This is a genomic window from Microbispora sp. H10885 (assembly GCF_014161415.1).
In the GTDB taxonomy this organism is placed as follows: domain Bacteria; phylum Actinomycetota; class Actinomycetes; order Streptosporangiales; family Streptosporangiaceae; genus Microbispora; species Microbispora triticiradicis.
In genome coordinates this window covers 478,918-498,785 of sequence record NZ_JABBWY010000003.1, presented here as the reverse complement: position 1 = coordinate 498,785, position 19,868 = coordinate 478,918, and the positions used below count along the sequence as shown (strand labels likewise).

Annotated in this window: 2 protein-coding genes; both read right to left on the bottom strand. The window is 75.7% G+C overall.

Annotated elements, in window-relative coordinates; translation table 11 throughout:
* Positions 1-25: 25 nt before the first annotated feature.
* Complete coding sequence (locus tag HHX37_RS35605; RefSeq protein WP_220502756.1) at positions 26-13,327, bottom strand: type I polyketide synthase; 13,302 nt, start codon at positions 13,325-13,327, stop codon at positions 26-28.
* Entirely contained in the window at positions 13,320-19,844 is a 6,525-nt protein-coding gene (locus HHX37_RS35600; RefSeq protein WP_220502755.1) for a type I polyketide synthase, read from the bottom strand. The genes HHX37_RS35605 and HHX37_RS35600 overlap by 8 nt, the downstream gene beginning before the upstream one ends.
* Between the last annotated feature and the right edge of the window lie 24 nt (positions 19,845-19,868).

Genomic DNA, 19,868 nt, shown 5'->3' with positions numbered 1-19,868 from the left:
GGCGCCTTCCGAACGGCTGTTGTCATCAGTCAGTGACGCTGTTGGCCATGGCGATCAGGGCCTCGGCGTCCATCGAGTCGATCTGCTCGTCGTCGTGCCGGCCCTCGGCCCCCTGCTGCCCCGCGAGATGGAGCAGCCGGTCGAGCAGGCCGCTGTCGCGGAGGGTGTCCAGGGGAATCGCCGCGAGGGCGGCGCGGATCCCCGCGTCCCGGGTGGCGGCCTCGTCCGGCGCCGGAGCCAGTTCGGCCAGCAGGAACTCGGCGATCGCGCGGGGGGTCGGGTAGTCGAAGACCAGGCTGGCCGGCAGCTTCAGCCCGGTCGCCGTCCGCAGCCGGTTGCGCAGCTCGACCGCCGTGAGGGAGTCGAACCCGAGGTCCCTGAAGCGCCGGTCCGCCTGCGTGAGATCTCCCGGGCGGTGGCCGAGCACCACCGCCGTCTCGGCGAGGACGGCCCTGACGACCGCCTGCTCGCGCTGCGCCTCGGGAAGGCTCCCGATCCGGCGCAGCAGACCGTGGCCCCCCGCGCCGTTTCCGGCCGCGGCGCCGTTCCCGCCGACCGGGCGGGACGCGGCGGGCACGAGGGCCCGGAGCCGCGCGTTCAGCACGCCGTCCCGGGCCCGCCCGCGCAGCACTGCGAGGTCGAGCCGCACCGCCACCGGTGCCGGTTCGCCCAGCGCGACCGCGGCGTCGAGCAGCGCGAGGCCCTGCGCCGAGGTCAGCGGGACGACCCCGGACGCGGCCATCCGCCTGCGGTCCTGCTCACCGAGGCCGCCGGTCAGCCCGCTGGTCTCCTCCCACATTCCCCAGGCGACCGACGTGGCCGTCAGCCCGAGGGCCCGGCGGTGCACGGCCAGCGCGTCCAGGAACGCGTTGGCCGCCGCGTAGTTGCCCTGGCCAGCCGCGCCGAGGACCCCGGCGGCCGAGGAGAACAGCACGAACGCGGTGAGATCGAGGTCGCGGGTGAGCTCGTGCAGGTGCGACGCCGCGTCCACCTTGGCCCGGAACACGCCGTCCAGGCGCTCGGGCGTCAGCGACGCGACCACCCCGTCGTCGAGCGCACCGGCGGCGTGGACGACCGCGGTGACCGGATGCGCCGCCAGCAGGCCGGCCACGGCGTCCCGATCGCCCAGGTCTGCCGCGACGATCACCGCCTCCGCGCCGAGCTCCGCCAGCTCGGCTGCCAGTTTCTCCGCGCCGTCGGCCGCCGGACCGCTCCGGCCGGCCAGCACGAGCCGCCGGACCCCGTGCTCGGCCGCCAGGTGCCGGGCGACCAGCCCGCCCAGCGTGCCGGTGCCACCCGTGATCAGCACGGTTCCGTCCGGGTCCCAGCCGCGGCCACCCGTCGCGGCGTCCGGTGCGGGGACGAGGCGCGGCGCGTACGCGACCCCGTCGCGTACGGCGACCTGTGGCTCGTCGTGGGCGGCGGCGGCCTTCAGTGGTTCGGGGCCGGGCTCCTCCACGTCGACGGTCACGAGCTGGAACCGGCCGGGGTGTTCCGCCTGGGCGGACCGCACGAGCCCCCAGGCGGCGGCGCGGGCGAGAGCGGCGGCCTCCGCCTCGGCCGCCTCCCGGCCGACCAGCACCAGCCGCGACTCGTCGAACACGTCGTCCGCGATCCACGTCTGCACGAGCCGCAGCACGTGGCCGGTCATGGACCGTACGGCGAGGGGGAGACCGGGTTCGGCAGGGGGTTCGGCAGCGTGCTCGATCGGCGCGAACACGACCGCCGGGACCGGCAGCCCGGCCTCGATCGCCGCCCGCAGTTCCTCGATGCCGTCGAAGGCCTCCATCCCGGGGAGGGGTGTGCCGCCGACGACCGCCCAGGGTCCGGCGGCGGGGGTCCCGGGCACCGGCAGCTCCGTCCATTCCGTGCGGTAGAGGTGGTCGCCTCTGGGCGGGTCCATCGCGCGGAGGAGCAGCGACGACACCGTGGCCACCGGTTCGCCGAACGCGTCCGTGGCGAGCAGCGCGAACCCGTCCGCGCCGGTGGGGGTGATCCGCACCCGCAGGGCGGTCGCGCCGGTGGCGTGCAGCGCCACGCCGGACCACGAGAACGGCAGCATCGGCGCGTCCGCCTCGGTCACGAGGGCGAGGGGATGCATCGCGGCGTCGAGCAACGCCGGGTGCAGGACATACCCGGCCGTGTCGAGTTCTCCGAGGGGCTCGATCTCGGCGAAGATCTCCTCGCCGCGCCGCCAGGCGGCCCGTACGCCCTGGAACGCCGGGCCGTACCCCAGCCCGGTGACGGCGAGACGGTCGTAGAGATCGGCGGGGTCGAGCGGCTCGCCGCCGGGCGGCGGCCACTCGGTGAGGTCGCCGGGCCGCTCCGGGGAGCCGGGCGCGAGGGTCCCGGTGGCGTGCGACGTCCAGTCGCCGCCGTCGGCGCGCGCGTGCACGGCGACGGACCTGCGGCCGTCCTCGTCGCCCGCGCCCACGGTGACCTGGACCTGCGTCGCGCCGTCTCCTTCCAGCACCAGAGGGGCCAGGATGGTGAGCTCCTCGACGAAGGGGCAGCCGGTCTCGCTCCCCGCGCGGCCGGCCCATTCGACGAAGGTCGTGCCGGGCACCACGACCGAGCCCCGGACGGTGTGGCCGGTCAGCCACGGATGCGCGCCGGTGGACACCTTCGCGGTGAAGACGTGCCCGTCGGAGGCCGCGAGCGACACCGCCGCGGACAGCATGGCGTGGTCGACGGCGTCGAGGCCCGCCGACGAGACGTCCGCGGCGCCTCCGGCGTCGAGCCAGTAACGCCGGTGCTGGAAGGCGTACGTCGGCAGGTCCACCCGCCGGCCCGCACCCTCCAGCGCGGCCCGCCACGCCACACCCGCTCCCGCGGTGTACGCCTCGGCCAGCGAGGTGTGGAGCCGCCGGAGACCGCCGTCGCCGCGCCGCAGCGTCCCGACGGCCGTGACGCCGTCGGCGACGCCCGTCAGCACGGGATGGGCGCTGCACTCGACGAAGACGTGGTCCTCGAACGCGCGCAGCGCCAGGTCGAAGCGGACCGGGCTGCGCAGGTTGCGGTACCAGTACTCCGCGTCCAGCGTCGTGCCCTCGGCGAAGCCGCCGGTGACGGTGGAGAAGAACGGCACCTCCGTGTCGCGGGCCGCCACCGGCCCCAGCGCCTCCAGCAGTTCGTCCTCGATGCTCTCGACGTGAACCGAGTGCGAGGCGTAGTCGACGGGGATGCGCCGGGCGCGATCCCATCGGGCCAGGACCTCCTCCAGGGCCTCCGGGTCGCCGCCGACGACGGTGGCGTGCGGGCCGTTGACGGCCGCGACCGACAACCGGCCGTCCCGCCCGGCCAGCCACTCCTCCACCTCGGCGAGCGGCGCGGGCACCGACGCCATGCCGCCGTGCCCGGCCAGGGACCGCGCGATCACCTGGCTGCGCACCGCCACGATCCGGGCGGCGTCCTCCAGGCCGAGCGCGCCTGCCACGCACGCCGCGGCGATCTCCCCCTGCGAGTGGCCGACCACCGCCGAGGGCGTCACCCCGAAGGACCGCCACACCTCGGCCAGCGACACCATCACGGCCCACAGCACAGGCTGGACCACGTCGACCCGTTCCAGGGCCGCCGCGTCGCCGAGCGCCTCCCGCAACGACCAGTCCACGTAGGGGTCCAGCGCCCGCGCGCACTCCTCCAGCCGCGCGGCGAACACCGGCGAGGACTCGGCGAGCTCCACCGCCATCCCCGCCCACTGCGACCCCTGGCCGGGGAAGACGAACACCACGTTCCGATCGCCGTCCGCGGGCACCACCCCGCTCAGCACGTTCGCGGCCGTGTCCTGGCCGACGATCGCGGTCAGGCCGGCCAGCGCCTCCTCCCGATCGCCGCCGAGCACGACCGCCCGGTCCTCCAGCGCGGCGCGACCGGCCAGCGAGACCGCCACATCGGTCAGGGCCAACTCCGGCCGTGCTTCCAGGAACGACCGCAGCCGCTCCGCCTGCCCACGCAAACCCTCCGCGCCACGCCCCGACACCAGCAGCGGGACCGGACCCCGCCACTCCCGCTCCGGCTCCCGCTCAGGCCCGGATTCCGGGGCCTGCTCCAGCACCACATGAGCGTTGGTCCCGCTCACCCCGAACGCCGACACGCCCACCCGCCGGGGCCCGCCCGTGACCGGCCACTCCACCGGCTCGGTCAGCAGCGACACCGCCCCGGCCGGCCAGTCCACGTACGAACTCGGCGCGCTCACGTTCAACGTCCGGGGCAGCACCCCGTGCCGCATGGCCTGGATCATCTTGATGACTCCGCCGACGCCCGCCGCGGCCCCCGTGTGGCCGATGTTGGACTTCAGCGCGCCCAGCCACAGCGGCCGGTCACGATCCTCCCCGAACGTCTCGACCAGCGCCTGCGCCTCGATCGGATCGCCGAGCCGGGTGCCGGTGCCGTGCGCCTCCACCGCGTCCAGGTCCGACGGCTCCAACCCGGCGTCGGCCAGCGCGGCCCGGATCACCCGCTGCTGCGAGGGACCGTTCGGCGCGGTCAGCCCGTTGGAGGCGCCGTCCTGGTTCACCGCCGACCCGCGCAGCACGGCCAGCACCTCGTGCCCGTTGCGCCGGGCGTCCGACAGCCGCTCCAGCAGCACGATCCCGATGCCCTCGGCCCAGGCCGTCCCGTCGGCGTCGTCGCTGAAGGGCTTGCACCGCCCGTCGGGCGCCAGCCCGCGCTGCCTGCTGTACTCGACGAAGAACGCCGGGCTCGACATCACCGTCACGCCGCCCGCCAGCGCGAGCGTGCACTCGCCCCGGCGCAGCGACTGCGCGGCCAGGTGCATCGCCACCAGCGACGAGGAGCACGCCGTGTCCACCGTCATCGCCGGACCCTCCAGGCCCAGCGAGTACGCCACCCGCCCGGACGCGATGCTGCCCGTGTTGCCGTTCCCGAGGTAGCCCTCGACGTCCTTGGGCACCCGCCGCATCCGCATGGCGTAGTCGCCGGTCATGATCCCGGCGAACACGCCCGTCCGGCTGCCGCGCAGCGACCTGGGGTCGATCCCCGCCCGTTCGACGGCCTCCCACGAGGCCTCCAGCAGCAACCGCTGCTGCGGGTCCATCGCGAGCGCCTCACGCGGGGAGATGTCGAAGAAGGCGGCGTCGAAGTCTCCGGCCTCGTGCAGGAACCCGCCCGCGCGCACGTAACTGTGGCCGTGGCTGTCGGGGTCGTCGTCGAACAGGTTCGCCAGGTCCCAGCCGCGGTCGGCCGGGAACGCGGAGATGCCCTCGCGGCCGTCGACCAGCAGCCGCCACAGGTCGTCCGGGGTGCGCACGCCGCCGGGATAGCGGCAGCTCATCCCGACGACGGCGATCGGGTCGTCGGTGGAGCCGACGGCCGGGGCGGCGGCCTTGCCCGCGGCCGGCTCCCGGACGGCGGCCCGCGCCGCCCGCCCCGGCCGCCCCGTGCCGGCGCCGGTCAGCTCCGTCATGAGCCGCTCCGCGAGCGCGGCGGGGCTCGGATGGTCGAAGACGACCGTCGCGGGCAGCTTCAGGCCCAGCTCGGCGTTGAGCGAGTTACGCAGCTCCACCGAGGTGAGCGAGTCGAAGCCCAGCTCGTCGAACGACCTGCCCGCCTCCACCGACTGCGGGCTGTGGTGCCGCAGGACGTCGGCGACGCGCTCACGCACCAGGCGCAGCACCGCGCCCGCCCGCTCGCCCTCGGGCAGGGCCGCCAGCTGACGGCCGTACTCTCCTCCCGCTCCGCCGGAGGCCGCGCGGCGAAGCGGTACGCGTACTACGCCCCGCAGGAGCGGATGCGCCTCCGACGCCCGCACCCGGGCGGTGTCGAGCCGCGCGGCCACATAGGCCGCCTGCCCGCCCGCCACCCCGGCGTCGAACATCGCCAGCGCCTCGTCCGTGGCCAGCGGGGACAGCCCCGACCTCGCCAGCCTGGCGCGATCGGCGCCGGCCAGCCCCTCGGTCATGGCGCTGGTCTCGGCCCACTGTCCCCAGGCCAGGGAGGTCGCGGGCAGCCCGTCCGCGCGCCGCGCGCGGGCGATCGCGTCGAGGGCCGCGTTGGCGGCGGCGTAGTTGCCCTGCCCGGCCGCGCCGAACACCCCGGCCGCCGAGGAGAACAGGACGAATGCGGTCAGGTCGCGGCCTCGGGTCAGCTCGTCGAGGTGACGTGCGGCGAGCACCTTCGGGTCGTGGACCCGCGCCATCCGTTCGGGCGTCAGCGACTGGATCACGCCGTCGTCGAGCACGGCGGCGGCGTGCACGACGGCGGTGATCGGGTGGTCGGCCAGCACCCGCGCCAGCGCCTCCCGGTCGGTCACGTCGCACGCGACGACCGTCACCTCGGCCGGCACCTCCTTGACCAGTTCGCGTACGCCCGGTGTCTCCGGCCCTCGGCGGCCGGCCAGGACGAGGCGGCGGACCCCGTGCGCGGTGGCCAGGTGCCGGGCGATCAGGCCGCCGAGCGTCCCGGTGCCGCCCGTGATCAGCACGCAGTCGTCCGCCGACCAGACGGAGCCCTCCGCGGTGACCCGCTTCAGGCGGCGGACGAAGACCTCTCCTTCGCGTACGGTCACCTCGGGCTCGTCCATCGCGAGGATCCCGGCGACCAGCCCGTCGACGGCGGTGTCCGCGTCGACCAGGACGATCCGGCCCGGGTGTTCCGCCTGGGCCGACCGGACGAGCCCGGCGACGGCCGCGGCGGCCGGATCGTGATCGGCGTTCGTGGTCACCACCACGAGCCGGGAGCCGGTGAACCGTTCGTCCGCCAGCCACGCCTGCAGCGAGCCCAGCACGTCGCCGGCACCGGTGAGGAGCACCACGTCCGCCGCCTCGGTGCGCTCGTCGACCCGGTCCACCGACGTGATCGTCAGCGGCTCGGCCGCATGCGGCTCGGCGGCGGGGAGTTCCGCGGGTACCCGGTCCACGACGAGCAGGGGGGTGGCGGCGCCGATCCTCTCGGGAACCGGCCGCATGACGACCGACTCCGCCGTCAGCACCGGCCGGCCCTCGTCGTCGGCGAGGTGCAGGGAGAAGACGCCGTCGGCGGACGGGGTCAGCCGTGCCCTGACCGTGGTGGCTCCCGCCGCGTGCACCGACACCCGCTGCCAGGCGAAGGGCAGCCGCGGGGTGCCGGTCAGCTCCAGGACGGCGGGCTGCAGGGCCGTGTCCAGCAGCGCCGGGTGCAGCACGAACCCCTCGGACGCGAGACCGGCGGGCGACGCCGCCTCGGCGAACCACTCGCCGTCCCGCCGCCACGCCCGGCGCAGCCCGCCGAAGGCGGAGCCGTAGTCGTACCCGTGGGCGGCGAGCGCGGCGCGCACCTCGGCGAGGTCGACGGGTGTGGCGTCCGGCGGCGGCCACGGCATCGGCTCGGCGGCGGCGGTGTCGCGGCTCACCGTCCCGGTGGCGTGCCGGGTCCACTCCGTCTCGCCGCTCGCGCGGGAGTGCACGGCGAGCGAGCGGCGCCCGGAGTCGTCGGGGGCGCCGACGCCGACCTGGATGTCGACCAGGCCGCCGTCCCGGAACACCAGGGGGTTTTCGAGCGTGAGCTCGTCGACCATCGTGCAGCCGGCCTCGTCGGCGGCCCGGACGGCCAGCTCGACGAACGCCGTGCCGGGCAGCAGCACCGTGCCCAGCACCCGGTGGTCGGCGATCCACTGCCGCGTGCCGGTGGACAGCCGGCCGGTGAGCAGCACGCCGCCGGAGCCGGCCAGCCGGGTCGTCGCGTCCACCATCGTCTGCGAGGCGGACGCGCCGTCGAGCCAGAAGCGCCGGTGCCGGAAGGCGTACGTCGGCAGGTCCACCCGCCGGCCCGCGCCCTCCAGGGCGCTCCGCCAGTCGACCGGGACGCCCCGCACGTGCGCCTCGGCCAGCGATGTCAGGAGTCTGCCGACGCCGCCGTCGCCGCGCCGCAGGGACCCCACCGACACGACGTCCGTGCCCGCCGTGACCACCGGGTGGGCGCTGCACTCGACGAAGACGTGGTCGGCCAGCGCGCGCAGCGCCAGGTCGAAGCGGACCGGGCTGCGCAGGTTCCCGTACCAGTACTCCGCGTCCAGCGCCGCGCCCTCGACGAAGCCGCCGGTGACCGTGGAGAAGAACGGCACCTCGCCGTCACGGGCCGCCACCGGCCCGAGCACCTCCAGCAGTTCGTCCCGCACCGCCTCGGTCTGCGGGGTGTGCGACGCGTAGTCGATCAGCACCCGCCGGGCGCGGTCCCATCGGGCCAGGACCTCCTCCAGGGCCTCCGGGTCGCCGCCGACGACGGTGGCGTGCGGGCCGTTGACGGCCGCGACCGACAAGCGGCCGTCCCGACCGGCCAGCCACTCCTCCACCTCGGCGAGCGGCACGGGCACGGACACCAGGCCGCCCCGGCCGGACAGCGACCGGCCGATCACCTGGCTGCGCAGGACGGTGACGCGCACGGCCTCCTCCAGGCTGAGCGCGCCCGCCACGCACGCCGCGGCGATCTCCCCCTGCGAGTGGCCGACCACCGCCGACGGCGTCACCCCGAACGACCGCCACACCTCCGCCAGCGACACCATCACCGCGAACAGCGCCGGCTGCACGACGTCGACCCGCCGCAGGGCTTCGGCGTCGTCCAGCACGTCCCGCAACGACCAGTCCACGTAGGGTTCCAGCGCCCGCGCGCACTCCTCCAGCCGCGCGGCGAACACCGGCGAGGACTCGGCGAGTTCCACCGCCATCCCCGCCCACTGCGACCCCTGGCCGGGGAAGACGAACACCACGCCCTGGTCGCCGTCCGGACCGTCCAGGCCGGCCGGGCCCCGCACCACACCGGCCGCCGACGCGCCGCGCGCCACCGCCGCCAGACCGGCCAGCGTCTCGTCCCGGTCGCCGCCGAGGACGACGGCCCGGTCCTCCAGCGCGGCGCGACCGGCCAGCGAGACCGCCACATCGGTCAGGGCCACCTCCGGCCGCGACTCCAGGAACGACCGCAGCCGCTCCGCCTGCCCGCGCAAACCCTCCGCGCCACGCCCCGACACCAGCAGCGGGACCGGGCCCCGCCACTCCCGCTCCGGCACCGGTTCCGGCTCGGCTTCCGGGGCCTGCTCCAGCACCACATGGGCGTTGGTCCCGCTCACCCCGAACGCCGACACACCGACCCGCCGGGGCCCGCCCGTGACCGGCCACTCCACCGGCTCGGTCAGCAGGGACACCGCCCCGGCCGGCCAGTCCACGTGCGGCGAGGGCTCGTCGGCGTGCAGCGTCCTGGGCAGCACCCCGTGACGCAGGGCCTCGACCATCTTGATCACACTGGCGACACCCGCGGCCGCCTGCGTGTGGCCGATGTTGGACTTCAGCGCCCCCAGCCACAGCGGCCGGTCGCGGTCCCGCCCGAACGTCTCGACCAGCGCCTGCGCCTCGATCGGATCGCCGAGCGTGGTGCCGCTTCCGTGCGCCTCCACCGCGTCCAGGTCGGACGGCTCCAGGCCGGCGTCGGCCAGCGCGGCCCGGATCACCCGCTGCTGGGACGGCCCGTTCGGCGCGGTCAGCCCGTTGGACGCGCCGTCCTGGTTCACCGCCGACCCGCGCATCACGGCCAGCACCTCGTGCCCGTTCCGCCGGGCGTCCGACAGCCGCTCCAGCAGGAGCATGCCGACTCCTTCGGCCCAGCCCGTGCCGTCGGCGGACGCCCCGAAGGACCGGCACCGGCCGTCCGGGGAGAGCCCGCGCATGCGGCTGAACTCGAAGAACACGCCGGGGTTCGCCATCACCGCCGCGCCCCCGGCCAATGCCAGCGTGCACTCGCCCCGGCGCAGCGACTGCGCCGCCAGGTGCATCGCCACCAGCGACGAGGAGCACGCCGTGTCCACCGTCAGCGCCGGACCCTCCAGGCCCAGCGAGTACGCCACCCGCCCGGACAGGACGGCGTCCAGATTGCCGGTGACGACGTGGCCCTCCAGCTCCGCGGGCACCTCCTCCAGCCTCGGCCCGTACTCCTGGCTGCTCGATCCGACGAACACGCCGGTGCTCGTGCCGTTCAGCGCCGTCGGGTCGATCCCGGCCCGCTCGAAGGCCTCCCAGGAGGTCTCCAGCACCAGGCGCTGCTTGGGGTCCATCACCAGGGCCTCACGCGGCGCGATCCGGAAGAACGCGGCGTCGAAGCCGGCGACGTCCGCCACGAAGCCGCCGTGCCGCACATAGGTCGTGCCGGGGTGGTCGGGGTCGGGGTGGTAGATCGCTTCGAGGTCCCAGCCGCGGTCGCGCGGGAACTCCGTGATCGCGTCCACCCCCTGGTCCACCAGCCGCCAGAGGTCCTCCGGCGACCGGACCCCGCCGGGAAAACGGCAGCTCATCCCGACGATGGCGATCGGCTCGTCGGCGACGGCCCCGATCGTGGCGGTGGGACGCGACTCGGCCGCGTCACCGTACATGCGCGTCAGCAGGTGGGTGGTGAGCGCCTCCGGCGTCGGGTAGTCGAAGACGAGGCTGCTCGGCAGGGTGAGCCCCGTCGCCGCCGCCAGCCTGGTCCGCATGTCCACGGCGGTCAGGGAGTCGAAGCCCATCTCCCGGAACGTCCGTCCCGTCACCTTCGCCGCGTCGGTGTGCCCGAGCACCGCGGCGACCGTGCCCGACACCAGTTCGCGTACGGCCCTGCGGCGGTCGGCCGCCGCGACCACGCCGAGCCCGGCGGACGGCACGGGCGCCGCGGGTGCCGGGGACAGCGCCCGGCGGACCTCGGGCAGTTCGGAGATCAGCGGGCTCGGCCTGCCGACCGTGAACGCCGGGGCGAACGCGGCCCAGTCCACGTCGGCGACCGAGAGGAAGGTCTCGTCGTCCGACAGCGCCTCGTAGAACGCCGTGAGCGCGTCGCCGGAGCGCATCGGCCGCAGGCCGAGCCGCTCCAGCCGCTCCCCCATGCCGTCGGCGCCGCTCTCGCTGCCGGCCCACACGCCCCAGGCCAGGGACACCGCGCGCAGCCCGCGCGACCTGCGCCGCACGGCCAGCGCGTCGAGCACGGCGTTCGCGGCCGCGTAGGCGCCCTGGCCACCGCCGCCCCACACGCCCGCTCCCGAGGAGATCAGCACGAAGCCGTCGAGATCCCGGTCGAACAGCTCGTCCAGGTTCTCCGCCCCCACCGCCTTGCCGCGCATCACCTCGGCGGCCTCGGCCGGGGTCAGGTCCTCCAGGTCCCGCCAGTGCGGGATCCCGGCCGCGTGCACCACCGTACGGATCGGCCCGTCCGTCTCCACCGAGGCGACGAGCTCCGCGAGGGCGGCGCGGTCGGCGGCGTCGCACGCGGCGATCGTGACCCGCGCGCCGAGCGCGGTCAGCTCGGCCGCGAGGTCGGCGGCGCCCGGCGCGTCCGGGCCGCGCCGCCCGGTCAGCACCAGGTGCTCGGCGCCGTCGGCGGCGAAGCGGCGGGCGATCCGCGCGCCGACGTTCCCGGTGCCACCGGTGATCAGCACGGTTCCCCGGGGCCGCCAGGTGGCCTGCGTCCGGTCCGCGCGGGGAGCCCGGGTCAGCCGCCTGCCGAGGACCCCCTCGCGCCGGATCGCGACCTGGTCCTCGCCGCCGGCGGCCAGCACGGCCGCCAGCCGCCGGTAGACCGCCGCGTCGGTGTCGGCGTTGATCTCGGTGTCGTCCGGCAGGTCGACCAGGCCGCCCCAGCGGCCGGGGTGCTCCAGCGCGGCGACCAGGCCGAGGCCCCAGACGGCCGCCTGACGCGGGGACGGGGAGTCCACGGCCACCGCGCCGCGGGTGGCGACCCACAGCGGCGCCTCCAGACCGGCCTGGATCAGGGAGAGCGTGACGCCGAAGGGGTCGGGGTCGGTGAGCGCGGCGAGCGAGAGCACGCCGGCCAGGCCGGGGGTGCCGGCCGCGACCTCCGGCAGCGACTCCACGGGGACGGCGACCGCGGTCGCGCCGGCGGCGGCCAGTGATGCGGTGACCAGCGCGGCCGTGACCGGGCCGACCGGCTCGTCCCCCGTGGCCACGAGCCAGGTCCCGCGCAGCCGGGGCGCCTCGCCCTCCGCGACGGCCCGCCATTCGATTCGGTAACGCCAGTCGTCCACGGGAGAGGCGGCCGGTGGGACGGGGGTGTCGAGCCAGTAGTGCTCCCGCTGGAAGGCGTAGGTCGGCAGGCCCACCACGCGGGGCTCCGGGCCGAAGGCCGGCGTCCAGTCGACCGGCGCGCCACGCGTCCACGCCTCCGCCGCCGAGGTGAGAAAGCGCCGGGGCCCGCCGTCGTCGCGGCGGAGCGATCCCACGGCGACGACGTCCCGCCCGGGCCGTTCCGCGAGGTCCGAGAGGCCCGCCGTCAGCACGGGGTGCGGGCTCGCCTCGACGAACGCGTTGACGCCGTCGTCGAGCAGGGCACCCACGGCGGCGTCGAGGCGGACCGGTTCGCGCAGGTTGCGGAACCAGTAGCCCGCGTCGAGCCCGGCCGTGTCCAGGCGCTGCCCGGTCACGGTGGAGTAGAACGGCACGTCGGTGGTGTGGGGGGTGACGGGGGCGAGGACTTCGGTGAGTTCGTCGCGGATGGCCTCCACGTGTGCCGAGTGGGAGGCGTAGTCCACCGGGAGCACCTTGACGTCGGCCGGGATCGCCTTCACCTCGGCCGCCAGCTTCCGTATCGCCTCGGCGTCACCCGACACCACCGTCGCCGACGGGCCGTTGACCGCCGCGACCTCGACCCTGCCCTCCCACCCCGCAAGCAGCCGCCGCACCCGCTCCACCGGCAACGCCACCGACGCCATCCCACCGCGCCCGGCCAGCGACCGCGCGATCACCTGACTGCGCACCGCCACCACCCGCGCCGCGTCCTCCAGGCTCAGCGCACCCGCCACACACGCCGCCGCGATCTCCCCCTGCGAATGGCCCACCACCGCCGACGGCGTCACCCCGAACGAGCGCCACACCTCCGCCAGCGACACCATCACGGCCCACAACGCGGGCTGCACCACATCCACCCGCTCCAACGCCGCCGCATCCCCCAAAACCCGCGGCAACGACCAGTCCACAAAGCGATCCAGCGCCCGCCCGCACTCCGCCAACCGCCCGGCGAACACCGGCGACCACTCCGCCAGCTCCACCGCCATCCCCGCCCACTGCGACCCCTGACCGGGGAACACCAGCGCGACGCGCCGCGGCTCGCTCCCGCCGCCCCGCACGACGTCCGCGCCGGAGAGCAGTTCCGCCCGCCCGGCGCCGAACAGCACCGCGCGGTACGGCAGCGTGGCCCGGGTCGTGGCCAGCGAGTATCCGACGTCGGCCGGCGCGAGGTCCGGGCCGGCCTCGACGAACTCCTTCAGCCGTTCCGTCTGGGCGTCCAGCGCGGCGGCGCTCCGTGCGGAGACCACCCACGGCACGATCGCCGGCGCCGTGCGGTCACCGTCGGTCTCAGACATTCGTCTCCCCCTGTTCCAGCACGACATGTGCGTTCGTCCCGCTCACCCCGAACGCCGACACGCCCGCGCGGCGTGGCCGGCCGGCCTCCGGCCAGGCCGTGTGCCCCGTGAGCAGCTCGACCGCGCCGAGAGACCAGTCCACGTTCGGGGTGGGCTCGTCGACGTGCAGCGTCTTGGGCAGCACCCCGTGGCGCATGGCCTCGACCATCTTGATGACGCCGCCGACCCCGCTGGCGGCCTGCGTGTGACCGATGTTCGACTTCAGCGACCCCAGCAGCAGCGGCCGCTCGCGGCCCTGCCCGTACGTCGCCAGCAACGCCTGGGCCTCGATCGGGTCGCCCAGGGTCGTCCCGGTGCCGTGCGCCTCCACCGCGTCGACGTCGGCGGCGGACAGACCGGCGTCCGCGAGCGCGGTATTGATCACCCGCTGCTGCGACGGCCCGTTCGGCGACGACAGGCCGTTGGACGCGCCGTCCTGGTTCACCGCGCTTCCCCTCAGCAGCGCCAGCACGGGATGCCCGTTCCGGCGCGCGTCCGACAGGCGTTCCAGCACGAGGACGCCGGCCCCCTCGCCCCAGGAGGTGCCGTCGGCGGCGGCGGCGAACGGCTTGCACCGGCCGTCCCGGGCGAGACCACGCTGGCGGCTGAACTCCACGAAGAGCAACGGGCTGGACATGACGGTCACGCCGCCGGCCAGCGCGAGCGTGCACTCGCCCCGGCGCAGCGACTGCGCCGCGAGGTGCAGCGCCACCAGCGACGACGAACACGCGGTGTCCACGGTCAGGGCCGGGCCCTCCAGGCCCAGGGTGTAGGCGACCCGCCCGGACGCGACGCTGACCGCGAACCCGCTGGCCAGGTAGCCCTCGTACTCGCCCGACCCCTCCGGGGCGTTGAGCTGCCGCGCGCCGTAGGTGCTGTTCATCACACCGGCGAACACACCGGTCCGGCTGCCGCGGACGCTGTCCGGGTTGATCCCGGCCCGCTCCAGGGCCTCCCACGCGGCCTCCAGCAGCAGCCGCTGCTGCGGGTCCATCGCGGTGGCCTCGCGCGGGGAGATCCCGAAGAACCCGGCGTCGAACCGGGTCGCGTCGGTCAAGAACCCGCCCTCGCGTACGTAGCTGCGGCCGGGCCGGTCCGGATCGTCGTCGAACAGGTTCGCCAGATCCCATCCCCGGTCGGTGGGGAAGCCGGTGATCGCGTCGCCGCCGGACGCGACCAGCCGCCACAGATCCTCGGGTGACCGGACCCCGCCGGGAAAGCGGCAGCTCATGCCGACGACCGCGATGGGCTCGTCGGACCGGGCGGCGACGGTGACCGGACCGACCGGCTCCGCGCGCCCGCCCGGCGACCCGGCCGCGAGCGCCCCCGCGATGGCGTCCGCGACCGCCCGGGGCGTCGGCCGGTCGAAGACGAGCGTCGCCGGCAGCCGCAGCGCGAACTGCCTGTTCAGCCTGTTGCGCAGCTCCACGGCGGTGAGCGAGTCGAAGCCCATCTCCTTGAAGGCCCGGTCGCCGTCGACCTCGGCGGCCGAATCGTGCCCGAGGATGCCGGCGACGTGGTCGCGGACCAGGCGCAGCACGGCGTCGAGGCGTTCGGCCGCGGGCAGGGCGGCGACGCGGCTCGCCGTGTCGCTCCCCATGTCGGTCCCCGTGCCCCCCGCGACGTCTCCGCCGGACGCCCCGGCCTCCCGCCGCACCGGTGTCCGTACGAGGGCGCGCAGCATCGCGGGCACCTCGGCCGACGCCGCCCGCGCACGCAGCGCGGCGGGGTCCAGCCGGGCGACGACGGGAGTGCCCACGCCCGTGGCGAGGCCGGCGTCGAAGAGGGCGAGCGCGTCCTCGGTGGACATCGGGGCGATGCCGAGCCGGACCTGCCTGGCCCGGTCGGTGCCGGTCCGGTGGCCGGTCATGCCGCTCTCCTCCGACCACAGGCCCCAGGCGAGCGACGTCGCGGGCAGGCCCTCGGCGCGGCGGGCGGCGGCGAGCGCGTCCAGGGCGCAGTTGGCCGCCGCGTAGTTGCCCTGGCCCGGCGCGCCGAACACCCCGGCGACCGACGAGCACAGGACGAACGCGGTCAGGTCCCGGTCGCGGGTGAGCTCGTGCAGGTGGACCGCGGCGGTCACCTTGGCCGCGCGCACGGTCTCCAGCCGCTCGGCCGTCAGCGCCTGGACCACCCCGTCGTCGAGCACGGCCGCGGCATGCACGACCGCCGTGACCGGGTGGTCCTCCAAAACCGCGGCCAGGGCGTCGCGTTCGGTGACGTCGCAGGCCACGACCGCGACCTCGGCGCCCAGCTCGTCCGTGAGCTCGTCGCGGAGCCCGGCGGCGCCCGGCGCGTCCGGGCCGCCGCGGCTGACCAGCACCAGGCGGCGTACGCCGTGGGCGCGCACCAGGTGGCGGGCCAGGGCCGCGCCGACCGTTCCGGTGCCCCCGGTGATCAGCACGCAATCCCGGTCGCTCCACGGGGGATCGCCCTGCGCGGGCCCGGGAGCGGGCTCAGGCTCGGGTTCGGTGAGGCGCAGGCGCGGCGCCTCGAACACCCCGTCGCGCACCCAGACCTCGGGTTCGCCGGTGGCGAGGATCTCGGCGGTCCGGCCGGCGATCGCGTCCGGGTCGTCGGTGTCCACCAGGACGAAGCGGTCCGGATGCTCGGTGATGGCCGACCGCATCAGTCCCCGCACCTCGGCCTGGCCGAGGTCCGTCCCGGCGTTCCGGGTGACGACCATCAGGCGTGACGACGGAGGTCGCTCGCCGGCCAGCCAGGCCTGCGCCACCTCCAGGACCCGTTCGGCCGGGGCCGCGAGCAGCAGCACGACGTCGGCCGCCGGCTCCGGCTCGCCGAGCTCGGTCGCACTGCGGACGACGGCCGTCGTCACGGCCGGGTGATCCTCGGGAGGCGTGACGGTCGCGGGCCGGATCGCGTACGGCCGGGCGGCCGGACGGCCGAAGAGCCCGGCGGTCGCGGGCCGGGAGACGAGCGAGCCGGCGGTCAGCACCGGCCTGCCCTCGCCGTCGGAGAGCTCGACCGACAGCCCGGTGTCCGCGGGCGCCAGGCGGGCTCGGAGCGTCGTGACCCCGGTGCGGTGGAGGGCGATGTTCCGCCACGAGAACGGCAGCTCCAGGGTGTCGACGACGATGCCGTGCAGCGCGGCGTCGAGCAGGGCGGGATGCACGCCGAACCCGTCGCCCGGAACGCCGTCCGGCAGGGCGGCCTCCGCGAAGATCTCCTCCCCTCGCCGCCAGGTCCGGCGCAGGCCCCGCAGGGCCGGGCCGTAGTCGTACCCCTGGGCGGCCAGCCGCGCGTAGACGTCGGCGGCGCCGGTCCCGCCGGAGGCCGGCGGCCAGTCCGTGAGCCCCGTACCGGACTGTGTGCCGGGCGGGGCGCCGGTGGCGAGGACCCCGGTGACGTGCGCCGTCCATCCGGCCTCGTCGAGTGCCCGCTCGTCCCTGGAGTAGACCGTGATCGTGTGCCGTCCCGCGTCGTCGGGAGGGGTGACCGCCACCCGCAGCCGTACGGCCCCGCCGTCGGCCGGCAGCGTGAGCGGGGTCTGCACGACCAGCTCCTCGACCAGGTCACGGCCGAGGCGACCGCCCAGATGGAGCGCCAGCTCCAGGAACGCCGTCGCCGGCACCGTGACGATCCCCTGCACGGCGTGGTCGGCCAGCCAGGGCTGTGTGGCGAGGGAGAGTCTTGAGGTGTAGAGGAACCCGCCCGGCTCGGGCAGCTCGACCTCGGCGCCCAGCAGCGGGTGCCCGGCCGCCGACAGGCCCAGATCGGCCGCGTCGGCGGCTCCGGCCCGGCCGCCGCCGACCCAGTAGCGCCGGCGCTGGAAGGCGTAGGCCGGCAGGTCCACCCGAGGGCCCGCGCCGGCCAGGTGACCCCGCCAGTCGACGGGCACGCCGTTCGCGTGCGCCTCCGCCACGGACAGGAGGAACCTGCCGCCGCCTCCGCTGCCGCGCGACAGCGAGCCGACCGAGGTGACGTCGACCGCCGGGGTCAGCACCGGGTGGGGGCTGCACTCGATCATCACGTGGTCGTCGAACATCCGGGCGGCCTCGTCGAACCGGACCGTCCGGCGCAGGTTCTGGTACCAGTACTCCGCGTCCAGCGAGGCGCCGTCGGCGAAGTCACCGGTCACCGTCGAGAAGATCGGCACGTCGGTGGTGTGGGGGGTGACGGGGGCGAGGACCTCGGTGAGTTCGTCGCGGATGGCCTCCACGTGTGCCGAGTGGGAGGCGTAGTCCACCGGGAGCACCTTGACGTCGGCCGGGATCGCCTTCACCTCGGCCGCCAGCTTCCGTATCGCCTCGGCGTCACCCGACACCACCGTCGCCGACGGGCCGTTGACCGCCGCGACCTCGACCCTGCCCTCCCACCCCGCAAGCAGCCGCCGCACCCGCTCCACCGGCAACGCCACCGACGCCATCCCGCCACGCCCGGCCAGCGACCGCGCGATCACCTGACTGCGCACCGCCACCACCCGCGCCGCGTCCTCCAGACTCAGCGCACCCGCCACACACGCCGCCGCGATCTCCCCCTGCGAATGGCCGACAACCGCCGACGGCGTCACCCCGAACGAGCGCCACACCTCCGCCAGCGACACCATCACCGCCCACAACGCGGGCTGCACCACATCCACCCGCTCCAACGCCGCCGCATCCCCCAAAACCCGCGGCAACGACCAGTCCACAAAGCGATCCAGCGCCCGCCCGCACTCCGCCAGCCGCCCGGCGAACACCGGCGACCACTCCGCCAGCTCCACCGCCATCCCCGCCCACTGCGACCCCTGACCGGGGAAGACGAACACCACACCCGGACGGCCGCCTGCGGCCCGCACCACCCCGCTCACCACGTCGGCGGCCGCGCCGCCGTCGCCGATCGCGGCCAGGCCCGCGAGCAGACCGGCCCGCTCGCTCGCGACCACCGCCGCGCGGTGCGACAGCGCGGACCGGGAGGCCAGCGCCGCGGCGACACCGGACACGGGCAGCCCCTCGTGCTCGTCCAGGAACGACCTGAGGCGCCGCGCCTGGGCGCGCAGGCCCTCCTCGCCCGCGCCCGACAGGACGAACGGGAACGGCCCCCCGGAGTGCGCGGCAGGGTGGGCGGCGGGAGCGGGGCCGGCCGGTTCGTCCGGCGCCTCCTCGATCACCACGTGGGCGTTCGTGCCGCTGAGCCCGAAGGAGGACACGCCCGCGCGCCGCACCCGCTCTCCGGCGGGCCACCCGCGCTCCTCGGACAGCAGCCGCACCGCGCCGGCGTCCCAGTCGATGTGCGGGGAGGGCTCGTCCGCCCACAGCGTCCGGGGCAGCGTCTCGTGCCGCATCGCCAGCACCATCTTGATCACACCGGCCACGCCGGCCGCCGCCTGCGTGTGGCCGATGTTCGACTTCACCGACCCCAGCCACACCGGCCGGTCGTCGGGGCGGCCGGCGCCGTACGTCGCCAGCAGGGCCTGGGCCTCGATCGGGTCGCCCAGCCGGGTGCCGGTGCCGTGCGCCTCCACCGCGTCGACGTCGGCGGGCGACAGGCCCGCGTTGTCGAGGGCGTCCCGGATCACCCGCTGCTGCGAGGGGCCGTTCGGCGCGGTCAGCCCGCTGCTCGCGCCGTCCTGGTTCACCGCCGAGCCGCGCACGACCGCGAGCACCCGGTGCCCGTTGCGCCGGGCGTCGGACAACCGCTCCAGCACCAGCACGCCCGCGCCCTCCGCGGGCCCGAAACCGTCCGCCGCCGCGCCGAAGGCCTTGCACCGCCCGTCTGCGGAGAACGCCCGCTGACGCGAGAAGGTGACGATGGTCGCCGGGCTGGACATGACCGTGCACCCGCCCGCCAGCGCGAGGGCGCAGTCTCCCTGCCGCAGTCCCTGTACGGCGAGGTGCAGCGCCACCAGCGACGACGAGCACGCCGTGTCCACCGTGACGGCGGGCCCCTCCAGCCCGAGCACGTAGGCGAGGCGGCCCGAGGCGATGCTCGTCGAGTTGCCGGTGGCCGCGAAGTCCTGCACGTCCTGCGGCGCCCGCATGGGGTCGGTGAGGTACTCCGAGGGCAGCACGCCAAAGTACACGCCGGTCCGGCTGCCCCGGAGGGAGGCCACGTCCAGGCCCGCCCACTCCAGCGCCTCCCACGACGACTCCAGCAGCAGCCGCTGCTGCGGGTCCATGGCGAGGGCCTCACGCGGGGAGATCCCGAAGAACCCGGCGTCGAAGTGCGCGGCCTGCGGGAGGAACCCGCCCGCCCGTACGTAGGTCTTCCCTGGCGCGTCCGGGTCGGGGTCGTAGAGCCGCTCGACGTCCCAGCCGCGGTCGCCGGGGAATCCGCGGACGGCGTCGCGGCCCTCCGACAGGATCGTCCACAGCGCCTCCGGGGAGTCCGCCCCGCCGGGGAGGCGGCAGGCCATCCCGACGATCGCGATGGGCTCCCGGCTCCGCGCGGCGAGCTGCCGGTTCTCCTCCCGCAGCCGTTCGGCCTCCTTCAGCGAGGAGCGCAGGGCCCGCACTACCTCTTCGAGGGATGCGTTCATCGTCCGTCCCACCCTTCCGACCTG

Coding starts and splice junctions, on each gene's coding strand:
- HHX37_RS35605 (WP_220502756.1), bottom strand. CDS start 13,327: ATGTCTGAGACCGACGGTGACCGCACGGCGCCGGCGATCGTGCCGTGG.
- HHX37_RS35600 (WP_220502755.1), bottom strand. CDS start 19,844: ATGAACGCATCCCTCGAAGAGGTAGTGCGGGCCCTGCGCTCCTCGCTG.